Source organism: Novosphingobium gossypii, from assembly GCF_050433305.1.
Classification (GTDB): Bacteria; Pseudomonadota; Alphaproteobacteria; order Sphingomonadales; family Sphingomonadaceae; genus Novosphingobium; species Novosphingobium gossypii.
In genome coordinates, this window is sequence record NZ_JBNPXM010000001.1 from 51,203 (window position 1) to 65,049 (window position 13,847).

The 13,847-nt window shown below is 65.1% G+C and carries 14 protein-coding genes; 11 read left to right on the plus strand and 3 right to left on the minus strand.

Annotation, left to right across the window (positions count from 1 at the left end; genetic code table 11):
* Positions 1 to 3 precede the first annotated feature (3 nt).
* Entirely contained in the window at positions 4 to 2,799 is a 2,796-nt protein-coding gene (gene infB / locus GGR40_RS00305) for a translation initiation factor IF-2 (RefSeq protein WP_429274211.1), read from the plus strand.
* A gap of 501 nt (positions 2,800 to 3,300) precedes the next feature.
* Positions 3,301 to 3,837: a DUF1697 domain-containing protein gene (locus GGR40_RS00310; protein ID WP_429274212.1), complete on the plus strand. Its 537-nt coding sequence runs from the start codon at positions 3,301 to 3,303 to the stop codon at positions 3,835 to 3,837.
* Between the two features lie 57 nt (positions 3,838 to 3,894).
* On the opposite strand, the gene GGR40_RS00315 is transcribed toward GGR40_RS00310, so the two are convergent.
* On the minus strand, positions 3,895 to 4,242 hold the full coding sequence (locus GGR40_RS00315; protein ID WP_429274213.1) for an RcnB family protein: 348 nt from the start codon (positions 4,240 to 4,242) through the stop codon (positions 3,895 to 3,897).
* A gap of 113 nt (positions 4,243 to 4,355) precedes the next feature.
* Between GGR40_RS00315 and rbfA the strand changes: the two genes are divergently transcribed.
* Positions 4,356 to 4,778 (plus strand): 30S ribosome-binding factor RbfA, encoded by a 423-nt coding sequence (gene rbfA, locus GGR40_RS00320; RefSeq protein ID WP_429274214.1) that lies wholly within the window; start codon positions 4,356 to 4,358, stop codon positions 4,776 to 4,778.
* A gap of 30 nt (positions 4,779 to 4,808) precedes the next feature.
* On the opposite strand, the gene GGR40_RS00325 is transcribed toward rbfA, so the two are convergent.
* Positions 4,809 to 6,365: a DUF1963 domain-containing protein gene (locus GGR40_RS00325; protein ID WP_429274215.1), complete on the minus strand. Its 1,557-nt coding sequence runs from the start codon at positions 6,363 to 6,365 to the stop codon at positions 4,809 to 4,811.
* A gap of 134 nt (positions 6,366 to 6,499) precedes the next feature.
* Between GGR40_RS00325 and GGR40_RS00330 the strand changes: the two genes are divergently transcribed.
* The 8 genes from GGR40_RS00330 to GGR40_RS00365 all read left to right on the plus strand — a co-directional run bounded on the left by GGR40_RS00330 (position 6,500) and on the right by GGR40_RS00365 (position 13,147).
* Entirely contained in the window at positions 6,500 to 7,090 is a 591-nt protein-coding gene (locus tag GGR40_RS00330; RefSeq protein WP_429274216.1) for a thymidine kinase, read from the plus strand.
* A gap of 76 nt (positions 7,091 to 7,166) precedes the next feature.
* Positions 7,167 to 7,670: a DUF2239 family protein gene (locus GGR40_RS00335; protein ID WP_429274217.1), complete on the plus strand. Its 504-nt coding sequence runs from the start codon at positions 7,167 to 7,169 to the stop codon at positions 7,668 to 7,670.
* Positions 7,670 to 8,575 (plus strand): tRNA pseudouridine(55) synthase TruB, encoded by a 906-nt coding sequence (gene truB / locus GGR40_RS00340; protein ID WP_429274218.1) that lies wholly within the window; start codon positions 7,670 to 7,672, stop codon positions 8,573 to 8,575. The genes GGR40_RS00335 and truB overlap by 1 nt, the downstream gene beginning before the upstream one ends.
* A gap of 5 nt (positions 8,576 to 8,580) precedes the next feature.
* Positions 8,581 to 8,850, plus strand: a complete 270-nt coding sequence (gene rpsO / locus GGR40_RS00345) for a 30S ribosomal protein S15 (protein WP_008993704.1) — start codon at positions 8,581 to 8,583, stop codon at positions 8,848 to 8,850.
* 204 nt (positions 8,851 to 9,054) lie between these two features.
* Positions 9,055 to 11,373: a polyribonucleotide nucleotidyltransferase gene (gene pnp, locus GGR40_RS00350; RefSeq protein WP_429274219.1), complete on the plus strand. Its 2,319-nt coding sequence runs from the start codon at positions 9,055 to 9,057 to the stop codon at positions 11,371 to 11,373.
* 152 nt (positions 11,374 to 11,525) lie between these two features.
* A complete protein-coding gene (locus tag GGR40_RS00355) occupies positions 11,526 to 11,738 on the plus strand; it encodes a ParD-like family protein (protein WP_429274220.1) in 213 nt (70 codons plus the stop codon).
* A gap of 1 nt (position 11,739) precedes the next feature.
* A complete protein-coding gene (map, locus tag GGR40_RS00360) occupies positions 11,740 to 12,513 on the plus strand; it encodes a type I methionyl aminopeptidase (RefSeq protein WP_429274221.1) in 774 nt (257 codons plus the stop codon).
* 148 nt (positions 12,514 to 12,661) lie between these two features.
* Positions 12,662 to 13,147, plus strand: coding sequence for a TlpA family protein disulfide reductase (locus GGR40_RS00365; protein WP_429275185.1), 486 nt, complete (start codon positions 12,662 to 12,664; stop codon positions 13,145 to 13,147).
* A 4-nt stretch (positions 13,148 to 13,151) separates the two neighbouring features.
* On the opposite strand, the gene GGR40_RS00370 is transcribed toward GGR40_RS00365, so the two are convergent.
* Positions 13,152 to 13,844 (minus strand): peptidylprolyl isomerase, encoded by a 693-nt coding sequence (locus tag GGR40_RS00370; RefSeq protein WP_429274222.1) that lies wholly within the window; start codon positions 13,842 to 13,844, stop codon positions 13,152 to 13,154.
* Positions 13,845 to 13,847 lie beyond the last annotated feature (3 nt).

A 13,847-nucleotide genomic window follows, 5' to 3' on the forward strand; every position in this document is an offset into this window, starting at 1 on the left:
AATATGAGCGAGACCGACAACAAACCGACCCTGGGCCGCAAGCCGCTTGGGCTTAAGCGCTCAGTGGAAGCGGGTGAGGTCAAGCAGACCTTCAGCCACGGCCGCACCAACAAGGTGGTGGTCGAGGTGAAGCGCCGCAAGCTGGTACCGGGCGGCAAGCCCGGCGAAGGCGAAGCGACTCCGACGCCGGCAGCGCCTGCCGCCGCTACGGCGCCTGCTCCGCAGGCCGCCGCCCCGCGCCCCGCGCCGCCGCCGGTCAAGCGCCCCGCGCCTTCCAACGAGACCCCGCAGGAGCGCGTCGCGCGTCTCCAGCGCGAGGCCGAGGAAGCGCGCATGCACATGCTCGAAGAAGCGACCCGCCGCGAGCAGGAAGCCCGTCAGCGCGCGATCGACGAGGAAAGGCAGCGCGCCGAAGCGAACCGCCGTGCAGAAGAGGAAGCCGCTTCCGCCGCTCAGGCAGAGGCGGAAGCCGCGAAGGCGCCCGAACCTGCGCCCATTGCAGAACCTGCTCCGGCACCCGTTGCCGAACAGGCCGCTGCGCCGGTAGAGGCGCCTGCCGAGGCACCCGCCGCCGCTCCGGTTGCGGAACCGGCTGCCGAGGCGCCCGTCGCCAAGGCTGCTGCGTCTGCTCCCGTCGCGCCGGCACCCGTGGCGGCTCCGGCTCCGGCCCCGCGCCGCTTCACCCCGGTGCAGCGCCCCGAACCGCGTCGCGCCGAACCGGCCGCGCCTGCTGCAGCTGCGGCATCGACCGGCGGCGCGGCCACCGGTAATGTCGGCGGCAACGCGGGCGGCGGCACGGCCGCGCGTGCTCCACTGGCTGCCAAGAAGGGCCCGGCAACGCCAGCCCGTCCTGCCGCGAACCAGCAGAGCGATCGCAATGCCAAGGGCGGCGACCGTCGCCAGGCCGGCAAGCTCACCGTCACCCGCGCGCTCAACGACGACGAAGGCGCCCGCGCCCGTTCGCTCGCCGCACTCAAGCGTGCGCGTGAAAAGGAACGTCGCTCCAGCTACAGCGGCCGCTCGCAGCCGCGTGAAAAGCAGGTTCGCGACGTCATCGTGCCCGAAGCGATCACGGTCGCCGAACTGGCGAACCGCATGGCCGAAAAGGCCGCCGACCTCGTCAAGTCGATGTTCAAGATGGGCATGATGGTCACCGTCAACCAGACGATCGACCAGGACACCGCGGAACTGCTGGTCGAGGAATTCGGCCACAACGTGCAGCGCGTGTCGGAAAGCGACATCGACATCGACCACACCACGGACGTCGATCCCGAAGAGACGCTGAAGGCGCGTCCGCCGGTGGTCACGATCATGGGCCACGTCGATCACGGCAAGACTTCGCTGCTCGATGCGCTGCGCGGCACCGACGTCGTGCGCGGCGAGGCTGGAGGCATCACCCAGCACATGGGCGCCTATCAGATCAAGACCAAGGGCGGCGACTTCGTCACCTTCCTGGATACGCCGGGCCACGCCGCGTTCACGCAGATGCGCATGCGCGGCGCCAACGTCACGGACATCGTGGTGCTGGTGGTGGCTGCCGACGACGGCATCATGCCGCAGACGGTAGAGGCCATCAATCACACCAAGGCCGCCGGCGTGCCGATGATCGTTGCAATCAACAAGTGCGACAAGCCCGAAGCCAACCCGCAGAAGGTGCGCGAGCGTCTGCTCGAACACTCGATCGTGGTCGAGGAAATGTCGGGTGACGTGCAGGACGTCGAAGTCTCCGCCAAGACCGGCAAGGGGCTGGACGATCTGATCGAGAAGATCCTGCTTCAGGCCGAAGTGATGGAGCTGAAGGCCAACCCGGATCGCATGGCCGAAGCCACCGTGATCGAAGCCAAGCTCGACAAGGGCAAGGGTCCGCTCGCGACGGTGCTGGTCAATCGCGGTACCCTGAAGGTCGGCGACATCCTTGTCGTCGGCACGGAAAGCGGCCGTGTTCGCGCCATGCTCGACGACAAGGGCCGCCAGCTCAAGCAGGCTCCGCCCGCGATGCCGGTCGAAGTGCTGGGCATCGGCGGCGTGCCGATGGCCGGTGACATGCTCACCGTCGTCGAAAGCGAAAGCCGTGCCCGCGAGGTTTCGGCCTGGCGTCAGGAGCAGGCGACTGCCAAGCGCACCGCATCCGCGCCCACCAGCCTCGACACGATGTTCTCGGCGCTGGCCGCCAAGCAGAGCATCATCGAGTATCCGGTGGTCATCAAGGGCGACGTGCAGGGGTCGGTCGAGGCGATCGCAGCCGCGCTTAACGCGCTGTCGAACGACGAGATCAAGGTGCGCGTCCTCAGCTCCGGCGTCGGCGCGATCACCGAGTCCGACGTGAACTTGGCGGCTGCCAGCGGCGCGCCGATCGTCGGCTTCCACGTCCGCCCGAACGCCAAGGCGCGCGAGTTGCTGGAAAAGACCAAGACGCCGATGATGTATTACGACATCATCTACGAACTGACCGCCGAAGTCGCCAAGCAGATGGCCGGCATCTGGGGTCCGGAGCGGATCGAAACCGTCGTCGGTCGTGCCGAAGTCAAGCAGGTCTTCCCGGCCGGCAAGAAGGACAAGGCAGCCGGTCTGCTGGTGGTCGAAGGCTACATCCGCAAGGGTCTCAGCGCCCGTCTCACCCGCAACGACGTCATCGTTTCGGCAACGACGATCTCCTCGCTGCGTCGCTTCAAGGACGACGTGGACGAAGTGCGCGCCGGCCTGGAATGCGGCGTGGTACTGGCCGACACGAACGACATCAAGGCGGGCGACCACCTAGAAGTCTTCGAAGTCAGCCACCGCGAACGCACCGTGGGCTAAGGTTCGGCTAAATATCAACGCTGATGAACGCGGCCACTGTCGGGGAGACTCGGGAGTGGCCGTCTTCGTTTCAGGGTTTTAATTGATTGCGGCAACCATCTTCCGCCTATGCCTTTCCCGGTCGCAACTGCGACGGAAAGGCAGGTGATGCGAATGGACTTGCAGACGACCGTGACACTGGCTGTGGGAGTGGCGACATTGATCGTCGCTCTCATCATCCTGACGATCAAGCTGATCGAACTGGGCTGTAAGTAACCGGTGAGGAGGTCGGCGCTGGAACGCCGGCCTCCGATAGGGTTAGCCAAATGCAAAGAGCCCGGATGCTGGAACATCCGGGCTAGGCAGGTCGAATGGACATTCAAACCATCGTGACGAAGAAAATTTATACCCGCCCCCGCCCTGTTTCAAGCACCGCCTCCGCGTCCCGCCCATCTTGCCGATATTTAACCGTGCCGCGTAAACGTGCTAGGCGCAGCACAGTTCAATTTCCGGAACCATCAGATGACCCGCTACTGCGCTTTCTTCGCCGCGATCAACGTGGCCGGCAACCGGCTTACCATGGCCGATCTGCGCTATGCCTTCGAGCGGGAGGAGTTCGAGAACGTCGAGACCGTGGTCGCCAGCGGCAACGTCCTGTTCGATTTCGAGGACCGGCCCACTGAAGGGCTGGAGGAACTGTTCGCCTACATGATGCTCGAACGTTTCGACATGAAGACCTTCGCCGCCGTGCGCAATCGCGATGAAGTGCGCAGCGCGGTGGAGGACAATCCGTTCACCGGCATCGGGCAGGACCATCTGGTCCACACGCTGTTCCTTGAACGTGAAGCCGATCCCGAGAAGTTCGAAAAGCTGGTGGCGGACCACGCCACGCGCGGTCCCGAGAAGATCGCGCGTGGGCCGCGCTGCCTCTACATCGATTATGTCGATGGGGTGGGGCCTTCGAAGCTGAGCAACGCCTTCATCGAACGGCGTCTGGGCTGCCGCGGCACCGCGCGCAACGTGCGGTCGCTCGCACGGATCGCAGCCAAGATGGCATGAAGAAAGGCGGGCCGCGCGAACGGTCCGCCTCCCCGTTCAGGGCTTGAGGCCGTCAGTTCATCGGAACTGCCCGGCCAGCACCGAAGCCACGATGCCGCTGGTGATGCCGACGAGCAGCATGTCGTTGCCCGATCGCACATAGTGATAGCCGCGCGGCGGGGCCTTCACGTTGCGGTACTTGCGATAATCGACGACCTGGTAATTGCGGGCATAGCGGCGGTCGAACTTCTGGCCCTTGCGGAAGGTCTTGTACGTGGTCCGCTGCGTGACCACGGTCTTCTTCTGCGGGCCACGATTGTCATGGCCGCGGGCGTCATGACGGGCCGGCTGGGCCATGGCCGGAACGGCGGCGACCGTCGGTGCCAGCAGGGCGGCGGCCATGAATGCTGCGGTGATCGTCTTCATATGGTGCGTCTCCTTTGACGGCGGGTGTCATCCGGGATAACGCCAAATACCGGGCCAGGAGGCGTAACAGTTTGTTGCAAATTGTCGCGAACCGCCCAAATGGACGCAACACGATGGCAAAACACCAGACTACTCCCGAACAGCACTCTGTCCGCCTCCTGAAGGTGGGTGAGCAGGTGCGCCATGTCATTTCAGAGATCCTCACGCGGCAGCAGGTCCACGACGCCACGCTCAGTGCGCATTCGGTGTCGGTTACCGAAGTACGGATGACGCCGGACCTGCGGCAGGCGACCGTCTACGTGAAGCCCCTGCTGGGCGAGGACGAGGAAGCGGTGCTCAAGGCACTGCGCACGCACACCGCCTTCTTCCAGCGCGAAGTGGCGCAGCGGCTGAAGATGCGCTTCGCCGCCAAGATCCGTTTCCGCGCAGACGAGACGTTCGACGAAGCCAGCCGCATCGACGCCCTGCTCAACGACCCGCGGGTGAAGCGGGACATCGATGGGCCCGAGGACGATACTGAGGACGCCGAGGATTGAGGCGCCGATAAGCGAGTAAACGCCCCCGTTTCATTCCGCCTCGAATGACAGCACCGCCGCGCGCCAGTCTCCTGCTGCCAGCGCGGCGGCAGGGATGCGGAAGCGCCATGTGCCGGTTTCCGGCCAGGACCATTCCATCAGGTCGTCGTAGCCCAGTTGCAGCAGGACAACGTTGGCCCCGTCGGCATCGAACATGCGATGCATGTGGACGGGCGGCAGGCGGTATTCGCGGTTGATCCGCAGCAAGGTGGCGTCGGGAATGGCCGCCAGCATCTCTGGCGGGCCGGAGATCATGGCACGCAGCGAAATGGTGGCGAGTTCCGCCAGCGTTCCGGGTACTGCGTCCCGCACGGCATCGCCGTAGCGTTCGTGGATTTCGGCCAGGATGTCGCCCACCACGGCCAGTTCATCGGCGGAGAGGCGCGCCAGCGGCTCGCGCCCGGCGACGAAGCCGTCCAGCGCCTCGACCATTTCCGGCAGGGCGGCGCACTGGTCCTGCAGCACCGCGTATTCCGCCTCCATCTGCTCGGCAATTTCGGCAGCGTCTTCCAGTGCATAGGGCACGGCGGCGGCGTCGGTACGCAGGCGTTCGCGTTCGGCATGCTGACGCACGAGTTCATCGCGACGGCGGGCCAGCAGGCGCGGCGCATCGTCCAGCGCGCCGTGGAGCCGGTCGGCCAGATGCATCACCGAATGCCACCACAGCGCCTCCACCGGCGCGCCGACGCCTGCCGCGTAGAACGTGTGATCGCGCGTCGTGGCGCCGAGGGTTGCGGCCAACGTGGCATCCTCGGCGTCTTCAGGCAGGTCCAGCGGCAGGGTAGCCACCGGCCAGAACGGGAAGAACCAGCGCGTCAGCCGGGTCACGCGCGTGGGGAAAGGGTGGCCGCCCTCGTCGTAGGCCGGGGGTAGGTCGGCGGGCGGCTCGGCAAAGTCCTGAACCCCTGCGGACACTGCGACGACGGCTCCGGTGCCGAGGAAGAACGCCAGAGACCCTCCGGGCGGCAGCGGTATGTCGGGCCGGGCGGCGGCAAGGTCGGCAAGGTCGATCTGCGCGGCGAAAGGCAGCGGCGTTCCGCCTGCGTCGCGCGGCCATGGCGCAGGGCCCAGCCGCGGCAGACCGCCCAGCCAGCTGGTGTCGGAGAACCAGTCGCGCGCGCGTTCGCGCTGCTTGCGCACCAGCACGACGGGCGCGGTGGGCGTCACCGCGAGGGCCTCTGCCTCCGGTTCGGGTTCCGGCTCGGGCGCGGGATGGAAGAAGAGGGGGGCGTCCTCGGCCTCTTCGACTTCTGCTGGTTCGGGCGACAGGCCGCGTCTGCGGCGGCCAAAGTTCTGCGGCGCGACTTGCGGATCATACGTCAGCCGCTCCGGGCCAGACCCGCGCACGGCCAGCGCCGCCAGCACCGCCAGTCCAAGGCCCGCCATCACCAGCGCAAAGACCGCCGCACTTCGCCCCTGCCACGCGACGACATGCTGCGCAGCCGGGTCGAACGACGCGAACTGCCCGCCCAGTGGCGCCAGCGCCACCCAGGCGGCAAGCACCGCCGGCAACGCAAAGGCTGCAAGGGCCGCCAACAGTCTCTTCATGCGCCCGGCTCCATCCGGTTCTCCCCAGTATGCCGCAAGTGTCTTCGCTTTTGATTGTTAAGGGCAATCGAGCCGGGGAGAAGCCCGGGAAAGACCGTGCGCGGCTTTCCGGGCGGTGTTATCCCCAGCAACCGATGGCCAAGCTCTATTTCTACTATGCCAGCATGAACGCGGGCAAATCGACGACGCTGCTGCAGGCGGATTTCAACTATCGCGAACGCGGCATGCGCACGATGCTGTGGACCGCCGCCATCGACGACCGCAGCGAAGGGCTCGGCGCCGACCATGCGATAGAAAGCCGCATCGGCCTGCACGCTTCGGCACATCGTTTCGGCGGGCAGACCGACCTGCTCAATCAGGTGCGCGCCGCCCATGCGGTGGAGCCGATCTCCTGCGTGCTGGTGGACGAGGCGCAGTTCCTTACCCGTGCGCAGGCCTGGCAATGCGCCGACATCGCCGACAAGGCCGACATCCCGGTGCTGTGCTATGGCCTGCGAACCGACTTCCAGGGCGAACTGTTCCCCGGCGCAGGCGTCCTGCTGGGCATTGCCGACACGCTGGTGGAACTGAAGGCGGTGTGCCACTGCGGACGCAAGGCCTCGATGAATCTGCGCGTCGACGACACGGGCCGCGCGGTGAGCGAAGGCGCCCAGACCGAGATAGGCGGCAATGACCGCTACGTGGCCCTATGCCGCCGCCATTTTAGTGAGGCGTTGGGGCGATAGAAGACGGCCAAATTTAGCCCGGATATATTGACAATAAAATCCGGGTAAATGTATGGACGCGTCCGAAAGGATGATCATGCCCGTTACCGTGTTCTACAAGGACGAAGTCATCGCGCGCGGTTCTCCGGCGGATTTCGTCGGGGCCATTCGCGATCTCGGTGTATTGGCGCGCAGCAGCGACCTGCTGGCTTTCGATGACGATACCGGCGCACAGGTCGATCTCGATCTGGCGGAACCTGCCGCGCCGCGCCCGCGTGGACGGCCCTCGCTGGGGGTGGAGGCGCGTGAGGTCACGCTATTGCCGCGTCACTGGGAATGGCTGGCGGCGCAGCCGGGCGGGGCTTCCACCACACTGCGTAAGCTGGTGGAGGGCGCCATGCGGGCCGGCCGCAGTGAGCGTGAGTGCCTGGACGCGGCCTGCCGTTTCCTCACCGTCATGGCCGGCGACCGGCCCGGTTACGAAGAGGCGATCCGCGCTCTTTATGCCGGGGACCGCGACAACTTCGACGCCCTGTGCGTGCTGTGGCCGCAGGCGGTGGCCGAACATGCGCGCAAGCTGGCATGGCGAAAGGACGCGTGATGGCGCACGGATGGATCATTCTCGACAAGCCGTTGGGGCTCGGCTCGACGCAGGCGGTGGCCGCGGTGAAGCGCAACTTGCGCGAAGCGGGCTACGGCAAGAAGGTTAAAGTAGGGCACGGCGGCACGCTCGATCCGCTGGCCTCGGGCATCCTGCCGGTGGCATTGGGCGAGGCGACCAAGCTGACCGGGCGGATGCTCGACGCCAGCAAGATCTATGAGTTCTCCGTGCGCTTCGGCGAGGAGACGGACACGCTCGACCTTGAGGGCAAGGTCATCGCCACCAGCGAGGTGCGGCCCACGGCAGAGCAGGCGAAGGCGGTGCTGGAGCGCTTCACCGGCCCCATTGAGCAGGTGCCGCCGATGTACTCGGCGCTGAAGATCGACGGTGAACGGGCCTACGACTTGGCGCGCGCAGGCGTCGAGGTGGAGATGAAGTCGCGGTCCGTGACCGTCTTCGACCTCGCGTTGCTGCGTTTCGATGAAGCGGAAGGCGCGACTTTTGTCGCCCACGTCTCCAAAGGTACGTATATTCGCTCCCTTGCGCGGGACATCGCGCGGGCGTTGGGAACATGCGGCACGGTCACCCTTCTGCGCCGGATCAAGGCGGGTCCGTTCGACCTGTCCCACGCGATTTCGCTGGACAAATTGAACGAATTCGGTAAGGGCGCGCCTCTTGAGCAGATACTCTTGCCGCTGGAGGCGGGGCTGGACGACATCCCGGCCATCGACCTCACCCCGGAGCAGGCAGGGGCGGTCCGACAGGGCCGCGTTCTCACCGGGATGCCCCATGAAGACGGGCTGTATTGCGGGTTCGAGGGGGCGACCCCCGTGGCGCTGGTGCAGCTTACGGACCACGAGGTCCGCGTCGTTCGGGGGTTCAACCTATCCGATGTCGCGGAGTAAATGAAATGTCGGTTACCGCTGAAAAGAAGCAGGACATCATCACGGACAACGCACGCGTCGCTGGCGACACGGGCAGCCCGGAAGTCCAGGTTGCGATCCTTACCGAGCGCATCAAGAACCTGACCGAGCACTTCAAGGCTCACCACAAGGATAACCACTCGCGTCGCGGTCTGCTGGCCATGGTCAACAAGCGCCGCTCGCTGCTGGACTATCTGAAGAAGAAGGATGTGGCGCGCTACAACTCGCTCATCCAGAAGCTGGGTCTGCGCAAGTAAGACCAAGCTACGGCCCGCTTCGGCGGGCCGTTTTGCATTTGTCACAATAGGCGTGGTAATAGCCCGCCAGCGAAACATCGGGCATCCTCGCAATTCGGCGCTGGAAGCCCAGGGGCGACGAAAAAGCCCCGCACCGGACCGGGACGGTATCCCCGGCAGTAAGCCCCGCAAGGCAATAGGGCCTGTGGGTCAAGGAATTCGAAAATGTTCGACGTAAAGACCGTAAGCATGGAGTGGGGCGGCAAGACCCTCACCCTCGAAACCGGCCGCATCGCCCGTCAGGCCGACGGCGCCGTCCTCGCAACCTACGGCGAGACCGTGGTGCTCTGCGCGGTGACTGCCGCCAAGTCGGTGAAGGAAGGCCAGGACTTCTTCCCGCTGACCGTCCACTACCAGGAAAAGTTCTCGGCCGCCGGCCGCATTCCGGGTGGTTTCTTCAAGCGTGAGCGCGGCGCGACCGAAAAGGAAACGCTGACCAGCCGCCTGATCGACCGTCCGGTCCGCCCGCTGTTCCCCGAAGGTTTCTACAACGAAATCAACGTCATCGCCCAGGTTCTGAGCTTTGACGGCGAAACCGAAGCCGATATCGTCGCGATGATCGCCGCTTCGGCTGCGCTCACCATCTCGGGCGTTCCCTTCATGGGCCCGATCGGCGCCGCGCGCGTCGGCTTCGTCGATGGCGAATACACGCTGAACCCGAAGCAGGACGTCGCCCTCAAGGACGGTCGCCTCGACCTCGTCGTCGCCGCCACCGGCGATGCCGTGATGATGGTCGAATCGGAAGCCAAGGAGCTGACCGAGGAAGAGATGCTGGGTGCCGTCGTGTTCGCGCACGACGAGATCAAGAAGGTCGTCAACCTCATCATCGACCTGGCTGAAAAGGCCGCCAAGGAGCCTTGGGACGTCGACCTGTCGGACAACACCGCCGACATCAAGGCGAAGCTCAAGAAGGCCGTCGGCAAGGACGTCACCGCCGCCTACAAGCTGACCGACAAGTCGAAGCGCTCGAACGCCCTCAACGCGGCGCGCGCCAAGGCCAAGGAAGCGTTCGCGGACGAAACCCCGCAGACGCAGATGGTCGCCATCAAGACCATGAAGAAGCTGGAAGCGGAAATCGTGCGCGGCGCCATCCTCAAGGACGGCAAGCGCATCGACGGCCGCACGCTGGAGCAGGTCCGCCCGATCGAGGCGATCGTCGGCTTCCTGCCGCGCACGCACGGTTCCTCGCTGTTCACCCGCGGTGAAACGCAGGCGATCTGCACCACCACGCTGGGCACCAAGGACGCCGAGCAGATGATCGACGGCCTCGAGGGCCTGTCGTATTCGTCGTTCATGCTGCACTATAACTTCCCGCCCTACTCGGTGGGCGAAGTGGGCCGCTTCGGCGCGCCGGGCCGCCGCGAAGTCGGCCACGGCAAGCTGGCATGGCGCGCGCTGCACCCGGTGCTGCCTTCGAAGGAAGACTTCCCCTACACGATCCGCGTTCTCTCGGACATTACCGAGTCAAACGGTTCGTCCTCGATGGCCACCGTCTGCGGCGGTTCGCTGTCGATGATGGACGCCGGCGTGCCGCTGGCCCGCCCGGTCTCGGGCATCGCCATGGGCCTGATCCTGGAAGGCAAGGACTTCGCCGTCCTGTCCGACATCCTGGGTGACGAAGATCACCTCGGCGACATGGACTTCAAGGTCGCAGGCACCGAAGCCGGCATCACCACGATGCAGATGGACATCAAGATCGCGGGCATCACGCGCGAGATCATGGCGAAGGCTCTGGAGCAGGCCAAGGCTGGCCGCGCCCACATCCTGGGCGAGATGACCAAGGCTCTTGGCTCGTCGCGTACCGAACTGTCGGCGCATGCACCGCGCATCGAGACGATCCAGATCGACAAGTCGAAGATCCGTGACGTCATCGGCACCGGCGGCAAGGTCATCCGCGAAATCGTCGCGGAAACCGGCGCCAAGGTGGACATCGACGACGAAGGCGTGATCAAGATCTCGTCCTCGGACATCGCCCAGATCGAAGCCGCCAAGAAGTGGATCCTCGGCATCGTCGAGGAAGCGGAAGTCGGCAAGATTTATCAGGGCAAGGTCGTCAACATCGTCGACTTCGGTGCTTTCGTGAACTTCATGGGTGGCAAGGACGGCCTCGTCCACGTCTCCGAAATGAAGAACGAGCGCGTGGAAAAGCCGACCGACGTCGTCAAGGAAGGTCAGGAAGTCTACGTCAAGGTCCTGGAAATCGACCAGCGCGGCAAGGTTCGCCTGTCGATGCGCGTCGTCGATCAGGAAACCGGCGCCGAGCTGGAAGACACCCGTCCGCCCCGCGAACCGCGTGAAGGCGGCGATCGTGGCCCGCGTGGCGGTGGCGATCGCGGTGGCGACCGTCGTGGCCCGCGCCGTGACGGCGGTGGTCGCGGTGGCGATCGCGGTCCGCGCGGTGGCGGTGACCGTGGTCCGCGCCGCGACGGCGGTGGCGAGGGTGGCAATCCCAACCACATGCCGGCCTTCCTTAAGGAAGACTGATCGGCAACACGATCCGCAAGGAAACAGGAAAGGGGCTGCGCGAAAGCGCGGCCCCTTTTCACTTGCAGGAATACCTGCGTTCAACCGGATGGCGATTGACGGTCGAGCATATGAAACATATACGTTTTGCATATCAACTAAAAGAGCCTTCCATGGGTATCGTAAAAATCGCCGAAGACCTGCACGAGGACGTGCGCCGGGCCAGCACCGTCATGTGCCGCTCCATCAATGCCCAGGCCGAGTTCTGGATGAAGATCGGCATGCTGGCCGAAGCCCATCCTGCCCTGTCGTTCACCGAAATCGTAAAGATGCAGATGCAGGCGGCGGAACTGCAGGGCGTGGCCGCAATCGCCACGGCGGCCTGACATGATAAAGACGGCGGAGGAACTGGCGCTGATGCGCATTTCCGGCAGGCTGCTGGCATCCGTGTTCGAGATGCTCGACGGGCAGGATCTTGCCGGGCTGTCGACGATGACGGTCAACGATATGGTGGAACGCTTCATCACGCACGACCTGTCGGCGCGTCCCGCCAGCAAGGGGCAGTACGGCTTCAAGTACGTGCTCAACTGCTCGATCAACCATGTCGTCTGCCACGGTGTGCCCAATGAGGACGAGGTGATCCGCGCGGGCGACATCATCAACCTTGACATCACGCTGGAGAAAAACGGCTTCATTGCCGATTCCAGCAAGACCTACATCGTGGGCGACGTGCCGCCCGCCACGCGCCGGCTGGTCAAGGTGGCGCAGGAGGCGATGTGGCAGGGCATAAGGCAGGTCCGGCCCGGCGCACGCATGGGCGACATCGGTTTCGCGATCGAGCAGCACGCGAAGCGCCACGGCTATTCGGTGGTGCGCGAATACTGCGGGCACGGCATCGGTCGTGAGATGCACGAGGAACCGCAGGTGCTAAACTTCGGGCGGCGCGGCACCGGGGTGTTGCTGCGCGAAGGCATGACCTTCACCATTGAACCGATGATCAATCAGGGCACGCGCAAGGTTTCGACCGAGGATGACGGCTGGACCGTGGTGACGAACGACCGCAAGCTGTCGGCGCAGTTCGAACATACCGTGGCGGTGACCGCAGACAGCGTGGAAGTGTTGACCTTGCGGCGGGACGAGAAGCCCCCGAAGGCCGCATAGACCACCTGCGGCAAGGTGATTACATTTCTTTCATCTCGCAACGGTCGCGATTGCTCCCAACTATTCAGGCCGATAGGCTAGCGGTGCCGCAAGGGCATCGGGGGCAAGCATGAAGACGAATGGGGCAGGGGCGTTGATCGCGGCCGTGATGATGTGCGCCGCGCTGATGGCGGGCCCGGTCCATGGCAAGGCAAGGAAGGCCTCGGGGCCGGTAGTCGGACAGCCGGCGCCCGATTTCGAGATCACGCTGATGGATGGCAGCAAGGTCACGCTGGCGCAGATGCGCGGGCAAGTGGTCGTGCTCAATTTCTGGGCGACGTGGTGCGTTCCATGCCGCACCGAACTGCCCATGCTGGACGCCTATTACGAAGCACAGCGCAAGCACGGGATGAGGGCTTTTGCGATCACCACCGAGGGGTCATTGCCCGCGTTCCGGCTCAGGCAGCTTTTCAAGGCCATGGAGATGGATTCCGCCCGCAAGGTTACCGGCGGATATGGACCGCTGGAGGGCGTGCCGACGAACTTCGTCATCGATCGTGCCGGTGTGCTGCGTTATGCCAAGGCGGGGGCGCTCGACGTGAATTCCCTTAACGCTGTCCTCGTCCCGCTGCTGCGGGAGAAGGCGCCGGGGTAACGCCCTAAGCCCCTTCTGCAGGCGCCTTGGTGCGGCGGGCGGTGATGATCTTCACGTCCTGCTCCAGAATCTGGCCCTTCATCACACCCTCGCCCTTGGTGGCGGAGCGGGGCTGGTTCCAGATCGCCTTTACCACGTCCATGCCCGAGGCGACGTGGCCGAAGGCGGCGAAACCGGCGCCGGGATCCTGGCCCTGATTGCCGTCCTCTGCATCCAGAGCACGCATGTCGGACAGCAGGATCAGGAAATCGGCCCGTGCCGAACCGGGGGCGAAGCGCGCCATCGACACCGTACCGGCCACGTGCCCGATGCCGGTCTTGCTCGTCGGCTCATGGGCGACGGGCGGCAGCAGGTTGGCGGCGTTGCGCACGCCGCCTTGCAACAGGCCCTGATGTTCGGGGTCGTGCTCCAGATGCATGGCACGGTAGAACACGGCGCCGTCCATCTTCTTCGCATCGACGTACTTGAGGAAGTTGGCCGTCGTCAGCGGTGCATGCGTCTTGTCGAGTGCGAGGGTGATGACGCCCTGCGGCACCGTCAGCGCGACGTAGACGTATTCCGCCGGGACCGGTGCGGGAGCCTGGGTGGCAGGAGCTTCCGGCGTTGCCGTCGGAGCGACCGGCGCGGCGTCTTGTGCCAGTGCGGGCGAAAGCACGGGCAGCGCCGCGAAAAGAGCGAGCGCCGCGCGAGCCTTCATCCC